This is a genomic window from Chamaesiphon sp. VAR_48_metabat_135_sub (assembly GCF_031418915.1).
Classification (GTDB): domain Bacteria; phylum Cyanobacteriota; class Cyanobacteriia; order Cyanobacteriales; family Chamaesiphonaceae; genus Chamaesiphon.
Map to the genome: position 1 here is coordinate 1 of NZ_JANOJV010000203.1, position 21,287 is coordinate 21,287.

A 21,287-nucleotide genomic window follows, 5' to 3' on the forward strand; every position below is an offset into this window, starting at 1 on the left:
GAATCGTTAGTTAATTTAGCAGATAGTAAATATCGCCACGATCTAATTATCGATGCTGATGAGAAAATAGTTTTACCATGTTTCGATCAATTGAGATGGGCAATTGATGAGTTGAAACGGAATCCTCGATCGAGAAGATTGCACATCACAGCTTGGTATCCACCGAATGCAACTATGAGCAAGTTACCACCTTGTCATCATAGTTTCACGTTAAATTATCAAGGTGGTAAATTAAATTTACATCTCCAACAACGATCTTCAGATCATTGTGTTGGCAATCCTTTTAATCTAACTTGCTATTCACTGCTATTATTACTAATCTGCCGAGAAGTTAATCTCGCACCAGGCGACTTTTATCATTCGATTACTGATGCTCATATATATGTCGATCATATCGAACCATATCAGGCTGCTAGTCGCGAGACTTATGAATTACCTCAATTAGATTTGAGTCAATTAGGCGATCGATCGATGTTCGATCTAGACTATGATGATATCGATCGCATTCAATTGGTTAATTATCAACACGGTGCATTTATTAAATTACCAGTAGCAGTCTAAGAAATAAGTAAATAATAATGATTCAAAAAATCTTGATTGCAGCTATCGATAAAGATGGTGGTATCGGTAAAGATGGATATATGCCTTGGCATTATCCCGCAGATCTGAAACTATTTATGAATCTGACGATGGGACATACGATCGTGATGGGACGTAAGACTTTTGATGGAATGTTCGATCGAGAAAAAGCACCATTAAAAGGTAGGAAAAATATTGTCATCACATCACAAGCCGCCGACTATAGATCGCGATTTGCAGACCAATATTCAGCGTCAGAACTGAGTTTTACCGACGATATTAATTGTGGAGATGTAGAATTAGCCACAGATACCAAAGTATTTTACTGTGGTGGAGCCAACCTCTATCAACAGGTACTCAACCTCGTCAATCTCGATATTATCTATCTTTCTCGCCTTGATGAAAGTTATAATTGCGATACATTCTTTCCGCGAAATCCAGAATCGATCGATAAAGAATTCGAGCCGTATCTGCCGCCCCACTTTATTAGTAGCTTCTCTGATACAATGGCAGGTAAAAATCCTTTTACTTTTCAAATATATACACCAAAGCCATTAATCATCTACTAGTTCAAAACCTAAAGCCTAAAGCCTAAAACTATCAAGCCTAATGTACGATATTTCTTCGCGTCCAACTTGGGATGAATATTTCATGATGTTGGCAAAATTAACCGCCACCAGATCTACTTGTTTAGCCTTTCCCGTTGGTGCGGTGATTGTTAAAGATCGTCAAGTATTGTCAACAGGTTACAATGGATCGCCATCGGGTTCAGCGCACTGTATAACACAAGGATATTGTTATCCAGACGTGAGTGCTTGTAACGTCGCCAAAGCTCTCCCATCACGCTCTGTACATGCAGAAGCAAATGCGATCGCCCAAGCTGCAAAACATGGTATTGCCACAGATGGAGCGAGTATTTATGTAACTTTAGAACCCTGTCTATCTTGTCTAAAATTGATAATTTCCGCAGGGATTCGTGAAGTATTTTACGAGACGACATTTAATAGTGGTGACAATCTCAAAGTTCGAGATCTCTTACTTCATGATAGCTCGATCGAACTCATTCCTATTCAGGTTTCTGAAGTCACCGCAACACGTTCGGCAGCATTTTTAATTAATCCTACATCGGTAGAATCTTCTGGTTGCTAATCGTAATTAGTATGGGTTTAACGGGATCTGCGATCGAAACGCCTAAAATTGCCACACATATTACAGGGTCATTTCCCGCCGAGAAAACTCCACTGCGATCGGGACTAAATCCGAGCCACAGGCACACGATCGATCTCAAATTGGCAAATCCTACTCTAGCGGGTAAACCAAGCAACCAGAAGCGAAATCGCCAAGTTAATTGATGCTGGATCATCTTACGAGTTTGTCAGCTAATTATCGAGTTTCGTCCCGATAGAGGTAGGGAGAGCGTGGATATAGGAGTGGTAGATGCACCCTGATTATTCGTCCCTGACTTACTTTTGTGAGTTGGGGCTTTTTTTGTCAACTGAGGTGGCGATCTTGTCTACGTAGCCTACACTGGATCGAATATTTGTATAGTAGTTATTGAATCCCACGCTTAATTAATTCTCAATGAAGACGAGATGAATCGTCGATCGAAGCGATCGATGCTAACTTTTTTGATAAAAAACAGCTTAGGGAATCCCAACAATAAAATCGTTCCAGTCGTATAAATCGATTATGCTGTCTTGGTATCAGTCAATCTGTTTGGAATAAATTATTATTTGCAAGTCCCTTAACAACTTGCCCCTCTCCCCCTCCAACTAAATGTTTCTCTTTCTCTCAAAACTGATTCCGCTATTCTTTTACCCGATGGGTGCAGTTTGTTTACTATTAACTATTTCTTTAGGGTTGTGGTGGATAAATTCAAGGTGGACTCCTGTAACTATTGGGGTAGCTCTAATAATTTTATTTTTGAGTGGTAATACTTGGGTTAGTCATTCCTTGGCACAATCTCTAGAGTGGCAAAATATTGTTAAGACGGAACTACCAACGGCGGATGCGATCGTGGTATTAGGTGGAGGGACGAGATCTCCAGCATATCCACGTCCTGATGTAGATTTTACAGATGCGGGCGATCGAGTCTGGTATGGTGCTAATTTATATCGTGCGGGTAAAGCACCGAAAATTATCGTTAGTGGTGGCAGAATTACTTGGCAAGGTAATGGTAATCCCGAAGCCGACGATTTGACTAACCTATTAGTTACGATGGGAGTACCCAAGCTAGATATTATCCCCGAAGCTAATTCTTTTAACACTCGCGATAATGCGGTGAATGTCCAAAAGATCTTGCAGGAGCAAAATTTTAAGACTATTTTGCTTGTCACTTCAGCGATGCATATGCCTAGAGCGATGGCAATTTTTAAACATCTAGGAATTAACGCGATCGCCGCACCGACTGATTATCGCATTTCTCAATTAGAAATAGACCAACCAAATAGTCAAACCGAATCCGTCATTTTGAGTTTTCTGCCAAATGAAGATTGTTTTTCATTAACCACACAAGCGATGCGAGAATACATCGGCATCTTGGTCTACAAATTACGGGGGTGGCTATGATGTCGGCGAGCGGGGAGTAGGGGAGTAAGGGAGTGATGGAGCAACGGAGTAGTAAACACACCCCCAACACCCTAACATCCCCGTTCGAGTATTCGCGAGGACTGCGGTAAGATCTAGGGAGAATCCTCAACAAACACCTAATGACCGATCGACCTCAACCAGCCACCCCAAACGATAAATCCGTAGTCGAAGCCTACCTGTCGGCGCAGAAAGAGAGTGCAGCACAGGATTCAGGACTAGGATTAATTCCTGCTGCGCCAGAGGGATTTCGATCGGGTTTTGTCGGTATTATCGGCAGACCGAATGTTGGTAAGTCCACGCTAATGAACCAACTAATCGGTCAGAAAATTGCGATTGTCTCTCCAGTACCTCAAACGACGCGCAATCGCTTACAGGGCATTTTAACCACGGATGCGGCGCAAATGATCTTCGTCGATACCCCTGGTATTCACAAACCCCACCATAAACTGGGGGAAGTATTAGTTAAAAATGCTCAAAGTGCGATCGGGGCGGTAGATGTCGTACTATTCGTAGTCGATGGCATGGAAATCGTCGGTGGTGGCGACAAGTTTATCGCCGAACTACTGATAAACGTCAAAACACCAATTATTTTAGGTGTCAATAAAATTGATGCGCGGACAGATCTTACGCCATCTCATATCAATGCGATCGATCGTGGTTATCAAGAACTCGCCCAGGAGCATGGTTGGGAGCTAATTAATTTTTCGGCGGTGACAGAAACAGGTTTGCCCGAACTCCAAACCAGACTGACTGAAAAATTAGAACTCGGCCCCTATTATTATCCACCAGAACTAGTAACAGACCAGCCCGAACGCTTTATCATGGGCGAATTGATTCGCGAGCAGATTATCCTACTCACCCGCGAAGAATTACCCCACTCCGTTGCGGTGACGATCGATCGTGTCCAAGAAGATGCCAAAATTACCCGTGTATTAGCCACAATTTATATCGAACGGGATTCGCAAAAAGGTATTCTCATCGGCAAAGGCGGACAAATGCTCAAACAAATCGGTAGCAATGCCAGAGAGCAGATGCAGAAACTAATTTCAGGTAAAGTTTATCTCGAATTATTCGTCAAAGTTCAACCCAAATGGCGACAATCCGGTTTACGGTTAGCCGAACTCGGTTATCGGGTAGATAAGTAGGCTGTGGGAGCAGCAGGGATTGGGGGGGTAAGGGTGTTGGGGTGTGGGAGACATATTGACTTTATTTGTTGAGATAATCACTCAAACCAGCAACTGACTAATTTAGGGCAAGATGAGTGCAAGTAGTAATTTCCGTAATTACAGAACCATAAAGCATCTCACTTTGCAACGTTAATTATGCTGAATTTGCGGTAGAGTTACCAATTAAGCTACACCAGATTGAATTTCAACCATTGTCTGCGGTCTAATTCCCTATTCTTATCGATACATTTGGGTAATCTCCCCAACACCCCCACACCTTTACTCCCCCACTCCCCCACTCCCTAAGTAATGGTATCAACCCCCCGACGGGATAGCATCTCCCCCACAGTCGAATCTCAAGTCGATCCGCATACCCTTGCACAGATGGGTATTGCCATGCTGATCGATCTCGCCCAACGGGGTGAAATCAACCCTTGGGATGTCAAAGTCATCGATGCGATCGATCTACACCTAAGCAAACTCCCCCTCCAGGCAAATGCCTCTCTAGCTCATAAGCAAGCCAATCTCTCCCAATCTGGACAAGCATTTTTATGGGCGGCGATGCTCGTGTTACTCAAAGCTGAGAGCCTCGAACAAAGTCAATCGCCAGTAGAAGACTTCGACTTTATCGAGGAAGATCTCGATTTTGAAGCTATTACAACATCTGGACTACCCCGCAACTTAGAACGACATATTCGCCGCCGCCTCAGCTCGCCACCACCTCAAACTCGTCCAGTGACACTTCAAGATCTGATCCAGCAACTCCGCCAAATTGCTGATAAAATCGCCGAGCCAACGTCTCGCCGTCGCTCCATTAAGGGTAAAGGGATGTCCGTAAAGCAAGCCACCCAAACGATTGCAGGGCTAGCTCACGATGAAAACTTAACCGAAATGGCGGCACTTGTAGCTGAGTTTCTCGTCACCTATACTAGTGAAACCGACTTCTGGACTCTCGATGAACTCGTAAATCTCTGGTCTGATAAATTTCCCCCCGCACCAGGACAAGATTTTGGAGCCAATCACGATCGAGTGGGGGTATTTTGGGCACTATTACTATTATCGGCTCAATCCAAAGTTGAGCTGCATCAGACAGAGTTCTACCAAACCCTAACTATTCGTAGGCTGCATCAAGAATCGGTAGACATGAACTAGCTATCTGTCCCAAGGGGATCGTTAGTGTGGTTCGGGTCGCAATCGATCGCTGTTACAGTAGATAAGACAGGGATTTTAAGTATCCAAGATTTAATATGAAAGCAATGATTCTGGCTGCTGGGAAAGGCACCCGCGTGCGTCCCATTACCTACACTATTCCCAAACCATTAATTCCCATTTTACACAAGCCAGTAATGGAGTTTTTGGTGGACTTGCTCAAGCAGCATGATTTCACCGAAATTATGGTCAATGTCAGCCATCTTGCGAAGGAAATCGAAAGCTATTTCCATGACGGACAAAGATTTGGGGTGCAAATTGCCTATTCTTTTGAAGGAACGATTCGTGAGGACGGCGAATTAGAAGGACAAGCGGTGGGTTCGGCGGGTGGGATGCGTCGGATTCAGGATTTCTATCCCTTTTTTGATGATACCTTCGTGGTATTATGCGGCGACGCACTAATCGATCTCGACCTCACTGCTGCTGTCAAATGGCATCGAGAAAAGGGTTCGCTGGCGACGATTGTCACAAAATCCGTCCCTCGCGATGAAGTTTCCAGCTACGGGGTAGTTGTGACTGATGAAAACGGCAGAGTCCAAGCTTTCCAAGAAAAACCCACGGTAGAAGAAGCTTTAAGTACTAATATTAATACAGGGATTTATATTTTCGAGCCGGAAGTATTAGATTATATTCCTTCTGGTCAAGAGTATGATATTGGGGGAGATCTATTTCCTAAATTAGTAGAAATGGGTGCGCCTTTTTATGCTATTCCTATGGACTTTCAATGGGTAGATATTGGGAAAGTCCCTGACTATTGGCAAGCAATTCGTAGTGTCTTAATGGGCGAAGTAAAAAACGTCCCAATTCCTGGAAATCAAGTAGCACCAGGAATCTATACAGGTATTAATGTTGCTGTTAATTGGGATAAAGTAGATATTACTGGCCCTGTTTATATCGGTGGGATGACCAAAATTGAAGATGGAGCTAAAATTACTGGCCCAGCTACGATCGGTCGTAACTGCCATATTTGTAGTGGTGCTCACATCGATAATAGTGTCATCTTTGAATATTCGCGAATCGCTTCTAATGTAACTCTGACCGACAAGTTAGTATTCGGAAGATATTGTGTCGATAAAGATGGTGCGACAATTGATGTTCAAGCATCTTCATTGGATTGGTTGATTACCGATACTCGCCAACCAATCGAAACTATTACGAAGAGATCGACACTTGCGGCTCAATTTGTCGCTCAAGTCTATGAAACTGAAGAAACTCCAGTTCCGGTGAGTTAAATTAGTTTGTTTGTATCGATCGACAGGTAAAGAAGGTAGGTGCAATGTCTTGTCTTGCTGTCTTGAAAAGGTGCTCTACTTGGGGCGAGCGCGGTCTTGGCACGCTTCCATGGTCGGGGAACCCGAGGATCGCAAGCCGCTGTCTTGATTCGCTGCTTGGTGCGCTAATCCGTCGGGAAACCCGACGAACGCGCATCCGCAAACCGTCGGCTCTGCCGACGAGCGCGAATCGCTGTCTTGTCGGTTTTTTTATTCGGCGGCGTTTTTATTCGGGGGAAACCCCTGAATAAAAAAATGCCAAGACGAGGGAACCTCTGAATAAAACCGCCGCTTCATGAATTGCCCCTACCTTTTTACTCTAAATCTTCTGGCCACAATAGTCTTACCGCCATTAGTGCGAATCCTAATGCTGCCAAGCCTTTTAGTACTTTAGTTGGTAAAAATACACCAATTTCACCACCTGCTAATACACCGATCGAACTAGCCAATAATAACGCAGCAACAGAGCCAAAAAACACCGCGCGAGGATGTTGGCTGCTGCCACCTAATGCGATCGCCGCTAATTGGCTTTTGTCACCGATTTCAGCGATAAAGACGGTGATGAAGGTTAATCCTATTAATTGTAAATCCATTGGATGGTGTTAGGTGTTAAGTTTGAGATGGGTCAATCTAAGATATTTGATTTTACCGATCCCCATATGCTAAATTTAGGCTCATTTTAGATGAATAGCAACCGCCAGGGAGATTAGGACATCTCGATCCAGAAGTCATTGCGTGGAGATCCTTTACCTGAACTGACATTATTTCAGTCAACGCGGCTCGATGAGTTTCCCGATCTCTAATTGGCTGTAAGTCGTACATATTAACTTCAAATATTTGCTGTATCTACATCGTCATACGGGAGCGAGTTTCGCTTCACTATACCGAACCGAAACAAGTTATTTAATCCTCATTCCTAGGGTGCAGAACCATGACAGATGCGATCGTGCCACCAGATATTATTGGTACCCGATCGAGTCCCATAACTTGGTACGATTCCATAACTACTACCCCGCGCGTGTCCCATCACTGACGAGATCGAATTATAGAGCTTATTGAGATTGAAACAGCGCGGATCGCAATGTCCCTCTGGATCGAAAGCATCGAGGGCAAAGTGAGTGGTTGCTTGGGGAAATTTGCCAGCAGCTAGAGCCGCACGTAGATACATGCTGGTGGTGGAGTTGTATTGATTGTCTGAGTAGGGTGGATTGGGAAGTGTGGCAATATTAGGGTTGCTAGCACTACAAGTGTTTTGATTACCTCGATCGGAACGAGCACCAACTTGGATGATTTCGGTCGCTACACTCGATTTTACCCGACTATTGCGGATATTAAAATAGTTTGTCAATGGCGCACACGCGCTGCGGAGGTTGTCTTCTTGGTTGGGGTTAGAGATCGATCGATCTCCACCGTTATAACGGGTACAAATGGCTTCTACCGCCCAGGTTGCGGTGGTATAGATGCGTCCACTAGCAGCAGCTAATTTTTTCCTAGCTTCTTGTTGTTCTTTGGCAATTTCACTCGAACTGAGATTGAGATTAGCGAGTGCGTTATCCAGAGCTTGATGACGAGCATCACCATTCGTCGATCGCCAAGCTTGGCGTAATAGTCTTTCTCGATCGACCTTAACTAATATATCACTAGCTTTCTCAAACTCAGTCGTCGTCGGTCTGCGGGGTTCGTAAAAATTGGGACGAGCTAGTACTATAGCGTTTTCCCGTGGGAGAAAAGCATTGACACCCAAGCCCAGAGGACCTCTCCCTAATTGACGCTCTCGATCGAGAACGCTAGGAGACATGATGACTGAAGTATCATGCAAAATAAAACGGGCATCAGTCAGAGGATTGAACATCGAACTATTACTCACATTGCGACTGCGGAGATAGGCGGAGATTTTATCTCGTTCGCCCGGTGTGAGTAACCGATTGGTATGATTAGTAGGAACTTGTGGTGGACTGGGGACTGGCGTGGGAGTAGGACTGGGAATAGTTGGTTTAATTCCGCCCGGGATTGGATTTTTCGGTGGAGGGACGGGAATTGGGGTAGGTGATTCGGTGGGCAGTGGTGTTGGCGTTGTCGTTGGCGTGGGGATTGACGTTGGTGTCGGGGTAAATTTAGTTCTTTGAGCGATTGCCAGATCTGGAAATGCGACAGAAATAGAATTAGTAGCGATAATGAAAATAATAGGGGTGATAAATAATCCTAAAAGTATAAAAATACGTCGGAAAAATAAACTAAATTTTGACATAGATGCTGAGATTAACTAATTAACTACATACGAACTAATCTCGATTGCTATCGCAGACGATAAGTCATTCAATTTGGTTCCATTTTAACTTTCAATTTTCAACTCATTTTATGCTATCTACTACTTCTACCGATCCATCATTGCTACTCAATCGATATCAACAAGTTCGACAAATTAGCGAGAAAATATGTCAACCGCTAGCCATCGAAGATTATCTAATCCAAAGTATGCCTGATGTGAGTCCACCTAAATGGCACTTAGCTCATACGACTTGGTTTTTTGAAACCTTTTTGTTGCTCCCACATTTACCTGGATATACAGTCTTTCATCCTCAATTTAACTATCTATTTAACTCATACTATGATGCTGTTGGCGCACGCCATCCTCGCGATCGACGAGGAATGCTTTCTCGTCCGACTGTAGCAGAAGTTTATCGTTATCGCGCTCATGTCGATCGAGCGATGACAAAACTAGTTTCATTACCACCCAAATATCCCGACTTAGTAAATCTAATTATCTTAGGACTTCATCACGAACAACAACATCAAGAATTACTGCTAACAGATATCAAGCATATCCTGGCACTAAATCCCCTCCAGCCCCTCTATCGCGACGATTTACAAGCTCGTTTAGAGCCTGTTGAGAGCAATTTTGAGTGGTTAGAATATCCAGGTGGCTTATACTCGATCGGACATCAAGGTAGTGAATTTGCTTTTGATAATGAATCCCCTCGCCACCAAACATATCTACGAGATTATAAATTAGGTAATCGTCTTGTTACCAATGGCGAATACTTAGAATTTATGCAAGCAGGCGGCTATCGAGAGTCAAAATATTGGCTAGCGGAAGGCTGGGCTACAGTCCAAAATCAGCAATGGAAAGCACCATTGTACTGGGAACTAATCGATGGTGAATGGTGGGTAATGACGTTGGGTGGATTGCAAGAATTAAACAATTTAGAACCAGTTTGTCATGTTAGTTTTTATGAAGCCGATGCCTATGCTAGCTGGAAAGGAAAGCGACTTCCTACCGAAGCGGAGTGGGAAATTGCAACGGGAAATCTTCCCCGAATTGGCAACTTTTTAGACAGCAACTGTTTACATCCTATCCCCGCAGAGAATCTTCAGTATCAATTTTTTGGGGATGTTTGGGAATGGACGCAAAGTGCTTATTTACCCTATCCTGGTTTTCAGATTGCCGATGGTGCGATCGGTGAATACAATGGTAAATTTATGTGCAATCAAATGGTCTTACGTGGCGGTTCTTGCGTTACTTCGATCGATCATATTCGTCCCACTTATCGCAACTTTTTCCCACCCTCTACCCGCTGGCAATTTTCGGGAATTCGCTTGGCAAGTGAATAGTGAATAGTGGAAAAACTTTTCACTTTCAATTTTCAACTAAACTAATGATACTTTGAGTACCGACGATCGCGATCGCGGCGGGAATCAACGGTACCCAATATCCGCCCTGCAATAGTATTAGAGCAACTCCTGATAAAATACAGATTGCGATTCCAGTGCCTAAAACTAGATAAATTGGACGACGCAGCCAAATTGCCAAGATGCCGCCAGTCATCGCCCAACCCCAAATCCAGACTGCTTCTTGGGGTAAATCCCAACTGCGGATTAGGGCGCGCCCATCTAAAACCGCACTGAGCAATTGGCTCACCATTTGGGCTTGTAATACGACTCCAGGAATTGCCCGCACGTTGCCTTCGATCGTGGTGTAGGGCGTTAATACATAGTCATGAAAACTGTCAGCGGTGGTGCCGATTAAAATAAGCCGATCTTTGACTTGGGCTGGGTGAATTTTCCCAGCTAATACATCCGCCATTGCCACGGTGGGAGCTAAATCGAGAGGGGTTGGTGTCGATCGATAATTTAATAGGATTTGATGCCCCATTGCGTCGGTTTTCTGATATCCGCCAGTGTGCGCTTCCAACGGTGTAAAGGTTAATTTACCCAGCTTCCAAGCTTCTTGGGGCGTGAATTCCAAGTTAATGCCCTTGGTTGCTAAATACCGTAAGGCTAATTGAACGCTCAAGCTATAAGACGCTTGACAAGCAGAGGAAGTTGGGGGCGTAAATGCGAGATAATGACGACGTACGATTCGATCTGGATCGTGGAGCAGATCGCTAAATCCCAGTCGCGCTGGGGGAATTTCTGGCGGCGGCGCAACTCCAGCATCTCCAGCTTCTGGTTCGCTTGCTTTACACACGCCGAGGATTTGGCTGTCCTTGTTTCGCAGCTTGGCGGCTAATGTTGGATAAGTTTTACTGACGGGATAATCGCGATAAATATCTAACCCGATCGCAATTGGCTGATGAACTTCTAATTTTTCTACCAGTTTGGCAAGGGATTCATCGGATAGAGAACCGCGACTCGGTTCTTGGGATCGTTTCTGTGCGCCTACATCTGCTTCTGTGACTGTGACGATTAACAGTCGGGAGTCAGGTTTTTCGGCTGGGCGCAAGCGGATGGCGGTATCAAAAGCAGTTAGTTCCCAAGCTTGGAGCAGCCCTAAATAGCGAATGCCGATCGTCAATCCAGTCACGGTGAAACTGGCGAAAAGCGTCCATAATACCAACTGCTTGCGAGTTTTTGGCTGTTCGATTGGCACTGGAGCTGGATCTGGTGCTGCGATCGCATCTCCTTGTAAGCTGTGCCAGGTTAAGGTTGGGACGGCTGGATTTTGGAAAATTACGGGTAACCAACTGGCGCAGGGAAACTCGCCTTCTAGTCCCTGCAAGCATTCTCTCGCTTGACGCACGGAGGTATACAGGGGTGCTCCGCCTGCGAAAGTACTGAGAAATTGCTTGAGAAAGGTCAGCGCGACTCGATCGGGTACGGGTTCGCGCATGACGATCGAGTGAGGAAGATGTAATTGCTCTAATTCATACGCCAAGCCCAATCCATCGCAGGAGTTGAAGATCGCTAGTTGTAAGCCGCGCCCGATCGAGCGTCGCAATCCATACCGCAATTCGTCGATCGTCAAACTTTTGCCACCACTGAGATGAATTCGCCCTTGCTGTTGCTCGGTGTTGCTATGTCCTGCGAAAAACAATACATCCCAAGCTTGCTCCCACAGGTGACTGTATACCTCCTCGCGGGATGGTTCGACTAAAAATACTACGTCAGTTTCGGGCAAGCTAGCGAGTAACTGTCGATCGGCTTCGATATCGATACCTTGACGATCGCCTAAGATTGCGAGTATTCTAACCTTATGGTGGGTTACCTGTGGCTTAAAAATTGATTGCGGCGCACTACCGATCGAAAGTTCCGCATGGGGATAACGCTCGATAAAATCCCACAGATGCCAAGGTAATCGATGCAGTCGCACATCCTTAGTTCGCAATAATAACTCTACCGAATCTTGCACCGTCAAAGTTTCCCGCAATCTTTGCTCGATCGGTTGAAATGGAGCTGATGCCAACCAAGTTTTCAGAGCTTGCTCCAATTCCTTCGCCAACTGCCGACATTGAACGATTTCCGATAAGTTTCCCGTGCGCGTACCGATATTTTCGAGCGAAATGCGGGTAACTCCAACACTGCCGAGATAGTGATGTTGCCAAGTGGTAAGCAGTTGGAGTAAATCGATCGCTGGCGGGAGATCACCTGTAACTTCGGTGAAAGTTGAAGAATCAGCAGCGCGAATCTCTAAAATAACCCCAAATCCGCGTTCTAGAGTACCATCGCAGCGAAGAATTGCGCGTTTACTCATAGCTCAAACCGCTCCACCAAAGTTTGTCCACAGCAGATAATCTCGATCGCAAACTGTTCTCCCACACTAACGAGAAATTGCAATTGAATCGTTTCCATTGCCGTTGCACTAACTTTGCCGATCTCGATCCCCTCCGTAGTTAATAGTCTTAATTGGGTTTCGCCTGGTAGATACATATCCCCCCCAGATGGATGGACTTGTAGATTAATTCGGATCTCAGTTTCAGACACAGGTGAAATGCCGATTACCAAAGCAATTTGTCCACGATCGAGATTCAATATTTTAGCTCGATAAACATCTCCAGATAAAATTCTGAGGAGATTTTGACTGGCTTCACCGCGAACTGCACTCTCGATCTGTTGGGATAATAAGACTCGATCGATCGATTTCCACACTTCATCCATTTGTCCCTGAAACCAACTGCTCAATTGAGTAAATACAGGCGTAGAATTACCCGTTTGAATCTGCTGAAGTAATCTTTGTCGCGATTGGGGATTTTCTAATAATGCTGCCCAAATTTGAAACGGAACTTCTAATCGAGGCATGACTAAAGCTGGATTTCCCAGACGTTCGATTAATTGCGTTGCTCGCTCTGGAGCTAAAGGGGATAAAGCTGGTAGAGACGCTCTCGTTTGGTTGGTGGTGTAATGAGGATAAGCTAACCACAACGTATTTAGATCGGTAATTAAATCGTCTACATCCAAACAATAGGTGCGATCCTGAGCATCATAACTAGCTTGGGTTTTGAGTTGTTGATGAGTGGCATAGCCATAAATAGTTAGCTCCTGACAATCTGGAGCGACTTGAACTCCCAGATAATAATCCGCCGCCCAACTGGGAATATCTACCCACTCTTGAGGGACTTCCAATTCACTGCGATCGATCGATTCCGTCGGCATTAACGCAATCCGCAGATTACCCACCGTGACGATCGAACCATTGACCATTCCCCACAAAGCTGGTTCCATTCCCGCCTTCGCTGTCGGCAGATATTCGGCTTTGAGCCATGCCAGACAAGTCTCCAGACACAATTGATTCAAATAAGCATTCCATCGCCCCCAGGCAGTGGGGAAGGCGCGGCTCTGTTGCCAAATATTAGCTTGCCGATCGTCTGGAATTTGTAATGTCCAATCTGTAGATTCAACCAGTGCTGAAAACATACTCTCTAAATCTCCTCAACTATTTTCAGAATTTGCATAGTGTACGCTCAACCATTCTCGTAGTGTCGTACTGATACTCTTTAATACGATTGGATCTGGAAATTGATTCAACTGAGCCTCAATCCAGACGAGCAGGGCGTTGAGCAAATTCTCTTCGGCTTTTTTTAGTCGGCGCGAAACAGTCGGCTGACTCAATTTTAGATGACTTGCTAATTCCTGTTGCGATAATCCCTGCTGATAAAAGAGGTGCAAAATCTCCTGAAGTTCTGGCGCGAGATCTTTCAAGGCTTGAGTGAGGATAGTTTGCAATTGCGATCGTTCGGCGGTACGTTGGCTAATTTCTTCACGTTCGATCGCAAGATCCAGTAAAGAGCCACCAGCCTCATCTGATAAATCATCCTGAAATTCTCCAGGTTCTTCCCCAGACTTGGGGCGATTGAGCGAATTCATTGTAGGGTACAGATAATCTCGCAACCACCGCCCCAATTTTGCCAATCGCACCTCGATTTGAGCGGGAGTAAATGACGCACCAGGAACGATTAATTGACTAGATCTCTGAGTATTATAAAAATCAGCGATTTCCTGCCACATCGCTGGATCGGGCGAGGAACGTTCTCCACTACTCTCATTTGGAGTATCCAATGTTTTGAAACAAAACCAAGCTAATCGATACTGAGCTGCTTCTGGCTCGGCAATCCCGACGCGATCGAGTACCTCACTTACCCGCTTTTTACTCCACTTTCGTAATAACGCCCAATCGCTACAAATATCTACCGCTTGACGCTGGCGAAGATGATCTTTGAGCGCGTTAGTCAACACCAACGATGCATAAGATTTGAGACTACTACCTCGATCGACAGCAAAACCATTGAGCACCCGCCGAATATCGATATTAGTAATCTGAAAATAATCTGCCAAAGTATACTGACTCTTCGTCACCCGCCGCGCCATTTGTTGCGACACCCAGTAACAAGATTCCTGTAGATAAGCAAATAAATGAGATTCTGCTAAAGGTGAATCCTGACTCTGCCACCGTTTAAACCAGTATATCGACCACAAGCCCTCAGATCGATCGTCCTGCGCTGCTACACACTGCATACTCCGTCGCAATCTCCCATCAGCCAGCCACCGCCGAAAATCATCCCCTTCCAAGTAGGCAAAAGTGGAAAACAAATCGAGAATACTAGTCCGAGGATTCATGGCAGCGTGAATACATAGATAGACCTCATTCTCTCACGAATATCGAGTAGCGGGTACTTCGAGTTCGTAACTATTCACAGGTACAAAATGGGATGGAGAGCAATCTCTACGCTGACTGAATAAAAATAACGAACCAATCGTAGAAGTTCGTAGATACCAATTCAAACCTAATCAATCGCGGTTTGAATAACAACACTAGGAGACTAAAATTATGAAATCTCTTGATCGTCAAGAAATCAAAAAACCAGCAGCTAAATCGATGAAACGATTCGTGATTCGTGAGGCAGAATCTATCCAGACAACTCGTGCATCAACATATGGCATGTGTTGCTGTAGAGGCTGTTAATCGATGAAACTGCTAGTTATTAGTTAATGGTAGCTAGCAGTTAACATTAGTAATTTAGATATTATTGTTTCTCAATAGCGACTCTAGACACATCTAATTGGTTTAGCAATTTTAGCGTAAATAGTTGATAACAGTGATGAATAATTACACAACCAACTCTCTAGTCTCGGTTCACCCATTTACTCGCCAAACTGAAGGGTCTGAGGTTGTAATCGGGATTCCAGGAAACGATCTGTTTTTGGTGTTGCCCCATGATGCAGTCGAACTACTGGATTATCTAGCATCAGGTAAGACTATCGGCGAAGCTAAATCAATTTACCAAGACAAATATGGAGAAATACCAGATTTAGAGGATTTTGTTCATGGTTTAGAACGGCGAGGATTTGTTACAATCATGGGCGATTCTAGCTTCGATCGAGCTGTGGCTAAAACTCCTGATAAATCTCAAATCAATCGCTACCATTTTGCTAACTTTCCCCAATCTCTAGCTCAAAAAATATTTAGTATTCCTGCATTAATCATTTATGGTTTTCTCGTTGGACTGGCACTAGTTTTAGCGATCGCAGAGCCTGAGATTATTCCTAGTTGGAAAGCTTATTTTTTTCAACAGAATACTACCCTGATGATTCTATCACTGATAGCGATCGATTTTGCGATCTTGTTCATCCATGAAATGGCTCATCTAATTGCGGCTCGTTCTTTGGGCGTTTTTTGTCGCTTGGGAATTAGCCATCGAATGTGGACTGTAGTAGCGCAGACGGATATGACTGGAATCTGGAATGTACCCAGACATAAACGCTATTTACCATTATTAGCAGGCTCCCTCATCGATCTAGTTTCGGCGGCGATACTTGTGATTATCTTGTTCGCTCACTATCAGGAGTGGCTGATGATACATCCGATTGGATCGCAATTGCTTCAAGCTTGTTTGCTCAACTATTTGATGGGATTATTATGGCAAGGCTATTTCTTCATGCGGACGGATTTTTACTATATCTTTGCCAACTTATTTGGTTGCAAAAATTTGCTCCAAGATACAGAAATTTTTGCCCGCAATCAAATTAGTCGAATCTTTCCTCGGATACGTCGAATCGACCAATCTCATATACCAGTCTATGAAAGGCGGGTAATTCGGATTTATACAATTTTATGGCTATTATGGCGAACAGCAGCAATAATTGTACTAGTTTTAATTAATTTGCCCTTGATGTGGCATTACTGTGGATCTTTATTTACTACGTTGAGTGCTGGCTATTCAATCCATCCTTACGCTTTTATTGATGCCTTATTTCTCCTAATCCTCTTTTTGTTGACTCAATGTTTGGGATTGGGAATGTGGATCTGGGGTTTTCAAACAAAATCTAAATTAGTTAATATTTAATTACAAAAATTATGAATATCGAGCAAGAAATTCCCACTAACTTATTACAGTCGATCGGTAAAACAATTGTCTTGGAAGCTAACGATGGACAAGCGCGGCGATCTGCGATCGAAACATGGTTGCAATCGGCTAAAGTTGATGGTGCAGATACTTGGCTATTGAGAACAGATCGAGATCGAGATGGTTTGTGGGCTGGACTACAAGATTTATTAATCGAGTTACTCCCTCAAATTCAATCACAAGCACCAGATTTAATTATCCAGCACGATTATGAATTAGTGCGAATTTTACCAACTTTTCGGCATACTATATCCGTCCGCCACTCCAGCTTAACAGATATAGCAGATGAATCAGAACAAATTCGCAATTATCCAGCCGATCGAGCCTTTAGAATTATTCAGGGAATTATCGATTTACTCATTGATTGGTTCGATCGATCTGTGAGTTCTCATTGGATAATTGCTTGGGATGCTTACGATCAATCTGGTGCTCTAGTTCGTCTATTTGTCCGTGAATTAGTCCGCCGTGCTGGAAATAGATTGAATTTGACAGTGCTAATTGCCATTTCTCCCGAAGCTCCTACGGATGTAGTTAATAAATTCGACCCACAGTATTTAGGTGAATATATCTATCTAAATTTGCCGTTTAACTTGACCCCAGATAGTTGTCAACAAGAAATGAGCGATCTGGTAAAACAATTAGAGTCAAAGATTGAAAACAATCCGATCGATCGAGAAACATATCTGCCTCAATTAATCCATTATTTACGATCTGGTAATTCTCCAGAATTAGCTTTTAGATACCAAGTTAAATTAGCTGCTCTCTATGTAAGAAAAGGCTACTATGAAGATGCCTTGGCAATCTCGCAAGCAGCTTTAGAACAGCAAGAAATTTATTATCCAACCGAGCAAAAACAGCGATGGTATATTCAATCAATGTTATGTGTCTGCTATATGTCTTTGGATAAACCACTCCAAGCTCAAGTAGTAGTAGAAACATCTTTGCAAGAAACAGATCGATCCGATCTAATCTTTCGCAATTGTTTCATGATAGCAATGCTATATACTCGAAAATTACCCGTTCTGGATCTAGTAATGGGAGAAGTATATTTAGAGAGAGGTTTAGCAGCAATCGAATTTGCAAATCTACCGATCGATGAAAAGGTGTTCCATCAAACTGCTAACCGTAATGGATTAGCACTCATCCGATCGCGGCAAGGCAAGTATCAAGAAGCAATCGAATTATGTGAATGGTGTTTGGTGCAAATGAATAATGTCTATAGTGCCGAAAAACATCGTCTTTATCGATCTGTATTACTATTTAATATCGCTCAAGTTTATAATTCTATCAATGATTTTGACCGAGCTATTCACTTCTTGAGCCTGACGATCGAACTCGATCCAAATTACTCAGAATACTGGAATATGCGCGGTAACTGGTACTTTAGTATTGGCAATATTCCCCAAGCTTTGACAAATTACTTACAGGCGATCGAATTAAGTGCCCCTTACCCAGAAGTGTGGGCAAATGTGGGACATTGCTATCGTCATTTAGGCGAGACAGTGCAAGCGGTAGCCGCCTATTCTAGATCCTTGGATTTAGAACCCCAGCAATTCGCAATTTTCGTAGCTCGCGCCCAAGCCTTTGAAACTTTGGGTGAATTCGATCCGGCTCTAGCTGATTATCATACTGCATTAATGATCGATCCTCAACAACCTCTGGTGTTAGCCAATCGAGCGATTTTATTCTATGAATTAGGATATTTATCAGCAGCGATCCAAGATTTAGATCGAGCAATTGTGATGGCTCCAGATAATGTAGATCTTCATCAAAATCGATCGATCGCTGTAGCTGCGATGGAACATTTATAAATCACTGGCTAAGATGGTTGGGTTTCACCTTCGTTCAACCCAACCTACAGATGGCTACTCGCAGACAAGCCTGCGCTTGTTCATCAGTAGGCATAGATATTTCTCAATTATAGCTAACAGGGATATCCTACGCCAATTTTGCCCCAGTCGATCGAGTCCCCAAATCCCAACCTTGATCGAACCTACAATCCACAAACCCGAATCGATCCGAATTAGAGATAAAATTATTGTAGGCTTCTAACCAATACAATCATTATGGGTACACCAGTAAAAGAACAGTACATCATCGATCGCGAAGGAAATAAGACAGGTATTATTTTATCGATCGAGCAATACGAGCAAATGTTAGAAGATCTTCACGATCTGGCGATCGTTGCCGAACGTCGATCCGAGCAACCAGTTAACCTAGCAAAAATGCAGGAATGGTTAAAAGAAGATGGAACCTTATGAAATCGAATTTCAGCCATCAGTAAGGAAAGATTTTCGCAAGTTATCGCCAGATAATGCTAGTCGGATTTTGCCAAAGATTGAAGAATTAGCAACAGATCCGTTTCCGCCTCAGTCGATTAAACTTAAAGGCAGTCAATATTTATATCGAATTAGAGTTGGAGATTATCGAATTGTTTATGCAGTCGATCTAGATGCGGGTAAGATCTCAATTTATCATGTCAGGCATAGACGAGAAGTTTACCGCGATCTATAATAATGCTGACGATCGAATCAAATTTATAAGTCGATCGAGTCCCCAATTCCCAACCCCGATCGAATCTACAATCCACAAACCCAAATAGATCGAACATATCTAGAAATGATGGGCGGGTTCGTTCAGGATTAATCTGTACATTTCGATATTCCTAGCATAAACCCGCCCCTACAAACCCTAGAATAAGATCGATCGTCACAGAAAAATGATCGATCTCATCTACAAAATATTTATCATAATTATCTTTGCACGGTAAAGAGCGATCGTACCATCGAACCCTTGAGTTATTGATTTTTCAATGTCAACTCAACCCATAGCAGGAACTCTAACTATTGAGGTGGGGCTGTACGGGAAATCTCCTTAGATGGACCTGTCAATAAGCAAAACCAATCTTTGAAACTATTTTGAAAACAGATCCCTTGTGATTTTGGGGAATTGCTTAAAATACAATTTCGCTTCTCCTCAACTGCCGCTGTAGTACGACCGCAGAAATAGTAGTTATAACTACCGCGAATATCGTATACGGGTCGATCCATATCGAGAGCGAGGCTCCGTGAGTTAGCTGCCCGAGATACATCTCCAATTGTTGCCCGCCGAGCTTTACGGGCGACTTCTATTTTGAGATCGGTGACAAAGCTCATGCTGCCCATATTTCCATCAAAAGCTTCACCGTTTTCTATATGACAAGTAAAGTACTTTTCTGCTTGCCTAGCAGTAATTGCGCCTGTTTTTGGTTCCGATCTCGATGGACAAGATTGAGGTACTCTCGACGTTCCATACCGCAGATCTTGGGCAGCAAGCATGGTAGGCGTAGATAGCGCAAATAGCGTCAATCCAGCGACTCTAAAGATTAATTTTAAGTTCATGAGAGGTATATTTTTTGTTAATCAGCAGCATAAACATAGCACAAAATATACATGGATTGAAATATGTATTTTGCGATATTTTATACTCAAAGGAGAAGAATCGATCGACTTCAGTATATTCGCTCGCGTAGCGTACTGTAGGTAATCAAACCCCACCCAATCCCACACAACCAGATCCGCGCTACGATAGATAATCGCCCAAACAAACAGAAACAGAGGCAAAATCGTGGCAGTTGCAGTAGATAGTCTCATTACTCCTGAAATCCTCAAACCCGCACGTTACCTCGGTAACGAACTCGGTGCGGTGCATAAACCGTGGGAGAGTGCGACAGTCCGCTGGGCACTGACATACCCAGAGATCTACGAAGTTGGGGCGAGCAATCTGGGGCATATTATCCTCTACAGTATTATCAACGCCCAGCCGCGCCAATTGTGCGATCGAGCCTACCTTCCCGCAGCAGATTTAGCTCAGAAATTACGCGATACTCAGACTCCATTATTCGGGGTGGAGTCGCAGAAATCCCTCGCCGAATTTGATATCCTCGGTTTTAGTCTCAGCTATGAATTGGGCGCGACGAATATCTTAGAGATGTTGACTCTCGCGGGAATTCCCCTGACGTGGCGCGAACGTGAAGCAGGTAATTATCCGCTGATTTTTGCAGGGGGACAGACGGCGACATCCAATCCCGAACCCTATGCGGATTTCTTTGACTTTATTGCCTTGGGAGATGGGGAAGAATTATTACCCGAAATTGGGTTGGTGGTTGAAGATGGCAAAGATGCAGGGTTGAGTCGGCGCGATTTGTTATTAGATCTGGCGCAAGTTCCAGGCGTATATGTGCCCCAATTTTACGATCTGCATCCCGATGGGAGTGTCAAGCCCAATCATCCCGATGTACCAGAGCGCATTCTTCGACGGGTAGCTACCCCGATTCCAGCATACTCGATCGGGTTGGTGCCCTATGTCGAAACCGT

20 protein-coding genes and 1 pseudogene are annotated in these 21,287 nt (G+C 43.9%); 14 read left to right on the top strand and 7 right to left on the bottom strand.

Features of this window, described 5'->3' with window-relative positions; genetic code table 11:
- The 3 genes from thyA to RMO55_RS14590 form a co-directional block, all read left to right on the top strand.
- Positions 1-561, top strand: a 561-nt coding sequence (gene thyA, locus RMO55_RS14580) for a thymidylate synthase (protein ID WP_310427601.1), incomplete at its 5' end; no start/stop codon positions are given.
- A 17-nt stretch (positions 562-578) separates the two neighbouring features.
- The gene (locus tag RMO55_RS14585; RefSeq protein ID WP_310427602.1) at positions 579-1,148 is read left to right on the top strand and encodes a dihydrofolate reductase; all 570 of its coding nucleotides are present in this window, start codon (positions 579-581) and stop codon (positions 1,146-1,148) included.
- Positions 1,149-1,188: 40 nt separating this feature from the next.
- Complete coding sequence (locus tag RMO55_RS14590; RefSeq protein WP_310427604.1) at positions 1,189-1,728, top strand: dCMP deaminase family protein; 540 nt, start codon at positions 1,189-1,191, stop codon at positions 1,726-1,728.
- Here the strand turns inward: RMO55_RS14590 and RMO55_RS14595 are convergent.
- A complete protein-coding gene (locus RMO55_RS14595; RefSeq protein ID WP_310427606.1) occupies positions 1,700-1,942 on the bottom strand; it encodes a hypothetical protein in 243 nt (80 codons plus the stop codon). The two genes, RMO55_RS14590 and RMO55_RS14595, sit on opposite strands and share 29 nt — an antisense overlap.
- 413 nt (positions 1,943-2,355) lie before the next feature.
- Here RMO55_RS14595 and RMO55_RS14600 point away from each other — a divergent pair, with 413 nt between their 5' ends.
- The 4 genes from RMO55_RS14600 (at position 2,356) to RMO55_RS14615 (ending at position 6,775) form a co-directional block, all read left to right on the top strand.
- Complete coding sequence (locus RMO55_RS14600) at positions 2,356-3,147, top strand: YdcF family protein (RefSeq protein WP_310427608.1); 792 nt, start codon at positions 2,356-2,358, stop codon at positions 3,145-3,147.
- A gap of 140 nt (positions 3,148-3,287) precedes the next feature.
- A complete protein-coding gene (gene era / locus RMO55_RS14605; protein WP_310427609.1) occupies positions 3,288-4,313 on the top strand; it encodes a GTPase Era in 1,026 nt (341 codons plus the stop codon).
- Between the two features lie 330 nt (positions 4,314-4,643).
- On the top strand, positions 4,644-5,486 hold the full coding sequence (locus tag RMO55_RS14610; RefSeq protein WP_310427610.1) for a ScpA family protein: 843 nt from the start codon (positions 4,644-4,646) through the stop codon (positions 5,484-5,486).
- Positions 5,487-5,581: 95 nt separating this feature from the next.
- Positions 5,582-6,775 carry an NDP-sugar synthase gene (locus tag RMO55_RS14615; RefSeq protein WP_310427613.1) on the top strand — a complete coding sequence of 398 codons (1,194 nt, stop codon included), beginning with the start codon at positions 5,582-5,584 and terminating at the stop codon, positions 6,773-6,775.
- A 353-nt stretch (positions 6,776-7,128) separates the two neighbouring features.
- Here RMO55_RS14615 and RMO55_RS14620 read toward each other — a convergent pair whose 3' ends face one another.
- Positions 7,129-7,407, bottom strand: coding sequence for a TMEM165/GDT1 family protein (locus RMO55_RS14620; protein WP_310427615.1), 279 nt, complete (start codon positions 7,405-7,407; stop codon positions 7,129-7,131).
- 323 nt (positions 7,408-7,730) lie between these two features.
- Positions 7,731-9,062: a hypothetical protein gene (locus RMO55_RS14625; RefSeq protein ID WP_310427617.1), complete on the bottom strand. Its 1,332-nt coding sequence runs from the start codon at positions 9,060-9,062 to the stop codon at positions 7,731-7,733.
- A 110-nt stretch (positions 9,063-9,172) separates the two neighbouring features.
- Here RMO55_RS14625 and egtB point away from each other — a divergent pair, with 110 nt between their 5' ends.
- Entirely contained in the window at positions 9,173-10,426 is a 1,254-nt protein-coding gene (gene egtB, locus RMO55_RS14630; RefSeq protein WP_310427619.1) for an ergothioneine biosynthesis protein EgtB, read from the top strand.
- Positions 10,427-10,451: 25 nt separating this feature from the next.
- On the opposite strand, the gene RMO55_RS14635 is transcribed toward egtB, so the two are convergent.
- The 3 genes from RMO55_RS14635 to RMO55_RS14645 are packed head-to-tail and all read right to left on the bottom strand — an operon-like array spanning position 10,452 to position 15,145.
- Positions 10,452-12,785 carry a CHASE2 domain-containing protein gene (locus RMO55_RS14635; RefSeq protein ID WP_310427621.1) on the bottom strand — a complete coding sequence of 778 codons (2,334 nt, stop codon included), beginning with the start codon at positions 12,783-12,785 and terminating at the stop codon, positions 10,452-10,454.
- Positions 12,782-13,945, bottom strand: a complete 1,164-nt coding sequence (locus RMO55_RS14640; RefSeq protein WP_310427623.1) for a DUF1822 family protein — start codon at positions 13,943-13,945, stop codon at positions 12,782-12,784. Before RMO55_RS14640 ends, RMO55_RS14635 begins: the two co-directional genes overlap by 4 nt.
- 15 nt (positions 13,946-13,960) lie before the next feature.
- On the bottom strand, positions 13,961-15,145 hold the full coding sequence (locus tag RMO55_RS14645) for a sigma-70 family RNA polymerase sigma factor (protein ID WP_310427624.1): 1,185 nt from the start codon (positions 15,143-15,145) through the stop codon (positions 13,961-13,963).
- 211 nt (positions 15,146-15,356) lie between these two features.
- On the opposite strand from RMO55_RS14645, the gene RMO55_RS14650 reads away from it, so the two are divergent.
- The 5 genes from RMO55_RS14650 (at position 15,357) to RMO55_RS14670 (ending at position 19,446) form a co-directional block, all read left to right on the top strand.
- Positions 15,357-15,491 (top strand): hypothetical protein, encoded by a 135-nt coding sequence (locus RMO55_RS14650; protein ID WP_310427626.1) that lies wholly within the window; start codon positions 15,357-15,359, stop codon positions 15,489-15,491.
- A 136-nt stretch (positions 15,492-15,627) separates the two neighbouring features.
- Entirely contained in the window at positions 15,628-16,872 is a 1,245-nt protein-coding gene (locus RMO55_RS14655; protein WP_310427627.1) for a hypothetical protein, read from the top strand.
- 11 nt (positions 16,873-16,883) lie between these two features.
- On the top strand, positions 16,884-18,743 hold the full coding sequence (locus RMO55_RS14660; RefSeq protein WP_310427628.1) for a tetratricopeptide repeat protein: 1,860 nt from the start codon (positions 16,884-16,886) through the stop codon (positions 18,741-18,743).
- Positions 18,744-18,998: 255 nt separating this feature from the next.
- The gene (locus tag RMO55_RS14665) at positions 18,999-19,193 is read left to right on the top strand and encodes a hypothetical protein (protein WP_310427630.1); all 195 of its coding nucleotides are present in this window, start codon (positions 18,999-19,001) and stop codon (positions 19,191-19,193) included.
- Positions 19,180-19,446, top strand: coding sequence for a type II toxin-antitoxin system RelE/ParE family toxin (locus RMO55_RS14670; protein ID WP_310427631.1), 267 nt, complete (start codon positions 19,180-19,182; stop codon positions 19,444-19,446). Before RMO55_RS14665 ends, RMO55_RS14670 begins: the two co-directional genes overlap by 14 nt.
- A 329-nt stretch (positions 19,447-19,775) precedes the next feature.
- On the opposite strand, the gene RMO55_RS14675 is transcribed toward RMO55_RS14670, so the two are convergent.
- Positions 19,776-20,312: a hypothetical protein gene (locus RMO55_RS14675; RefSeq protein ID WP_310427633.1), complete on the bottom strand. Its 537-nt coding sequence runs from the start codon at positions 20,310-20,312 to the stop codon at positions 19,776-19,778.
- Between the two features lie 226 nt (positions 20,313-20,538).
- Between RMO55_RS14675 and RMO55_RS14680 the strand changes: the two are divergent.
- Positions 20,539-21,287, top strand: a pseudogene (locus RMO55_RS14680) (B12-binding domain-containing radical SAM protein); the annotation flags it as partial.

What these genes read in the sequence shown, in the direction of transcription:
- RMO55_RS14655 (WP_310427627.1), top strand. Translation starts at nt 15,628, where the DNA reads ATGAATAATTACACAACCAACTCTCTAGTCTCGGTTCACCCATTTACT.
- egtB (WP_310427619.1), top strand. Translation starts at nt 9,173, where the DNA reads ATGCTATCTACTACTTCTACCGATCCATCATTGCTACTCAATCGATAT.
- RMO55_RS14585 (WP_310427602.1), top strand. Translation starts at nt 579, where the DNA reads ATGATTCAAAAAATCTTGATTGCAGCTATCGATAAAGATGGTGGTATC.
- RMO55_RS14645 (WP_310427624.1), bottom strand. Translation starts at nt 15,145, where the DNA reads ATGAATCCTCGGACTAGTATTCTCGATTTGTTTTCCACTTTTGCCTAC.
- RMO55_RS14595 (WP_310427606.1), bottom strand. Translation starts at nt 1,942, where the DNA reads ATGATCCAGCATCAATTAACTTGGCGATTTCGCTTCTGGTTGCTTGGT.
- RMO55_RS14635 (WP_310427621.1), bottom strand. Translation starts at nt 12,785, where the DNA reads ATGAGTAAACGCGCAATTCTTCGCTGCGATGGTACTCTAGAACGCGGA.
- RMO55_RS14660 (WP_310427628.1), top strand. Translation starts at nt 16,884, where the DNA reads ATGAATATCGAGCAAGAAATTCCCACTAACTTATTACAGTCGATCGGT.
- RMO55_RS14650 (WP_310427626.1), top strand. Translation starts at nt 15,357, where the DNA reads ATGAAATCTCTTGATCGTCAAGAAATCAAAAAACCAGCAGCTAAATCG.
- RMO55_RS14670 (WP_310427631.1), top strand. Translation starts at nt 19,180, where the DNA reads ATGGAACCTTATGAAATCGAATTTCAGCCATCAGTAAGGAAAGATTTT.
- RMO55_RS14600 (WP_310427608.1), top strand. Translation starts at nt 2,356, where the DNA reads ATGTTTCTCTTTCTCTCAAAACTGATTCCGCTATTCTTTTACCCGATG.
- RMO55_RS14590 (WP_310427604.1), top strand. Translation starts at nt 1,189, where the DNA reads ATGTACGATATTTCTTCGCGTCCAACTTGGGATGAATATTTCATGATG.
- RMO55_RS14615 (WP_310427613.1), top strand. Translation starts at nt 5,582, where the DNA reads ATGAAAGCAATGATTCTGGCTGCTGGGAAAGGCACCCGCGTGCGTCCC.
- era (WP_310427609.1), top strand. Translation starts at nt 3,288, where the DNA reads ATGACCGATCGACCTCAACCAGCCACCCCAAACGATAAATCCGTAGTC.
- RMO55_RS14610 (WP_310427610.1), top strand. Translation starts at nt 4,644, where the DNA reads ATGGTATCAACCCCCCGACGGGATAGCATCTCCCCCACAGTCGAATCT.
- RMO55_RS14640 (WP_310427623.1), bottom strand. Translation starts at nt 13,945, where the DNA reads ATGTTTTCAGCACTGGTTGAATCTACAGATTGGACATTACAAATTCCA.
- RMO55_RS14625 (WP_310427617.1), bottom strand. Translation starts at nt 9,062, where the DNA reads ATGTCAAAATTTAGTTTATTTTTCCGACGTATTTTTATACTTTTAGGA.
- RMO55_RS14620 (WP_310427615.1), bottom strand. Translation starts at nt 7,407, where the DNA reads ATGGATTTACAATTAATAGGATTAACCTTCATCACCGTCTTTATCGCT.
- RMO55_RS14665 (WP_310427630.1), top strand. Translation starts at nt 18,999, where the DNA reads ATGGGTACACCAGTAAAAGAACAGTACATCATCGATCGCGAAGGAAAT.
- RMO55_RS14675 (WP_310427633.1), bottom strand. Translation starts at nt 20,312, where the DNA reads ATGAACTTAAAATTAATCTTTAGAGTCGCTGGATTGACGCTATTTGCG.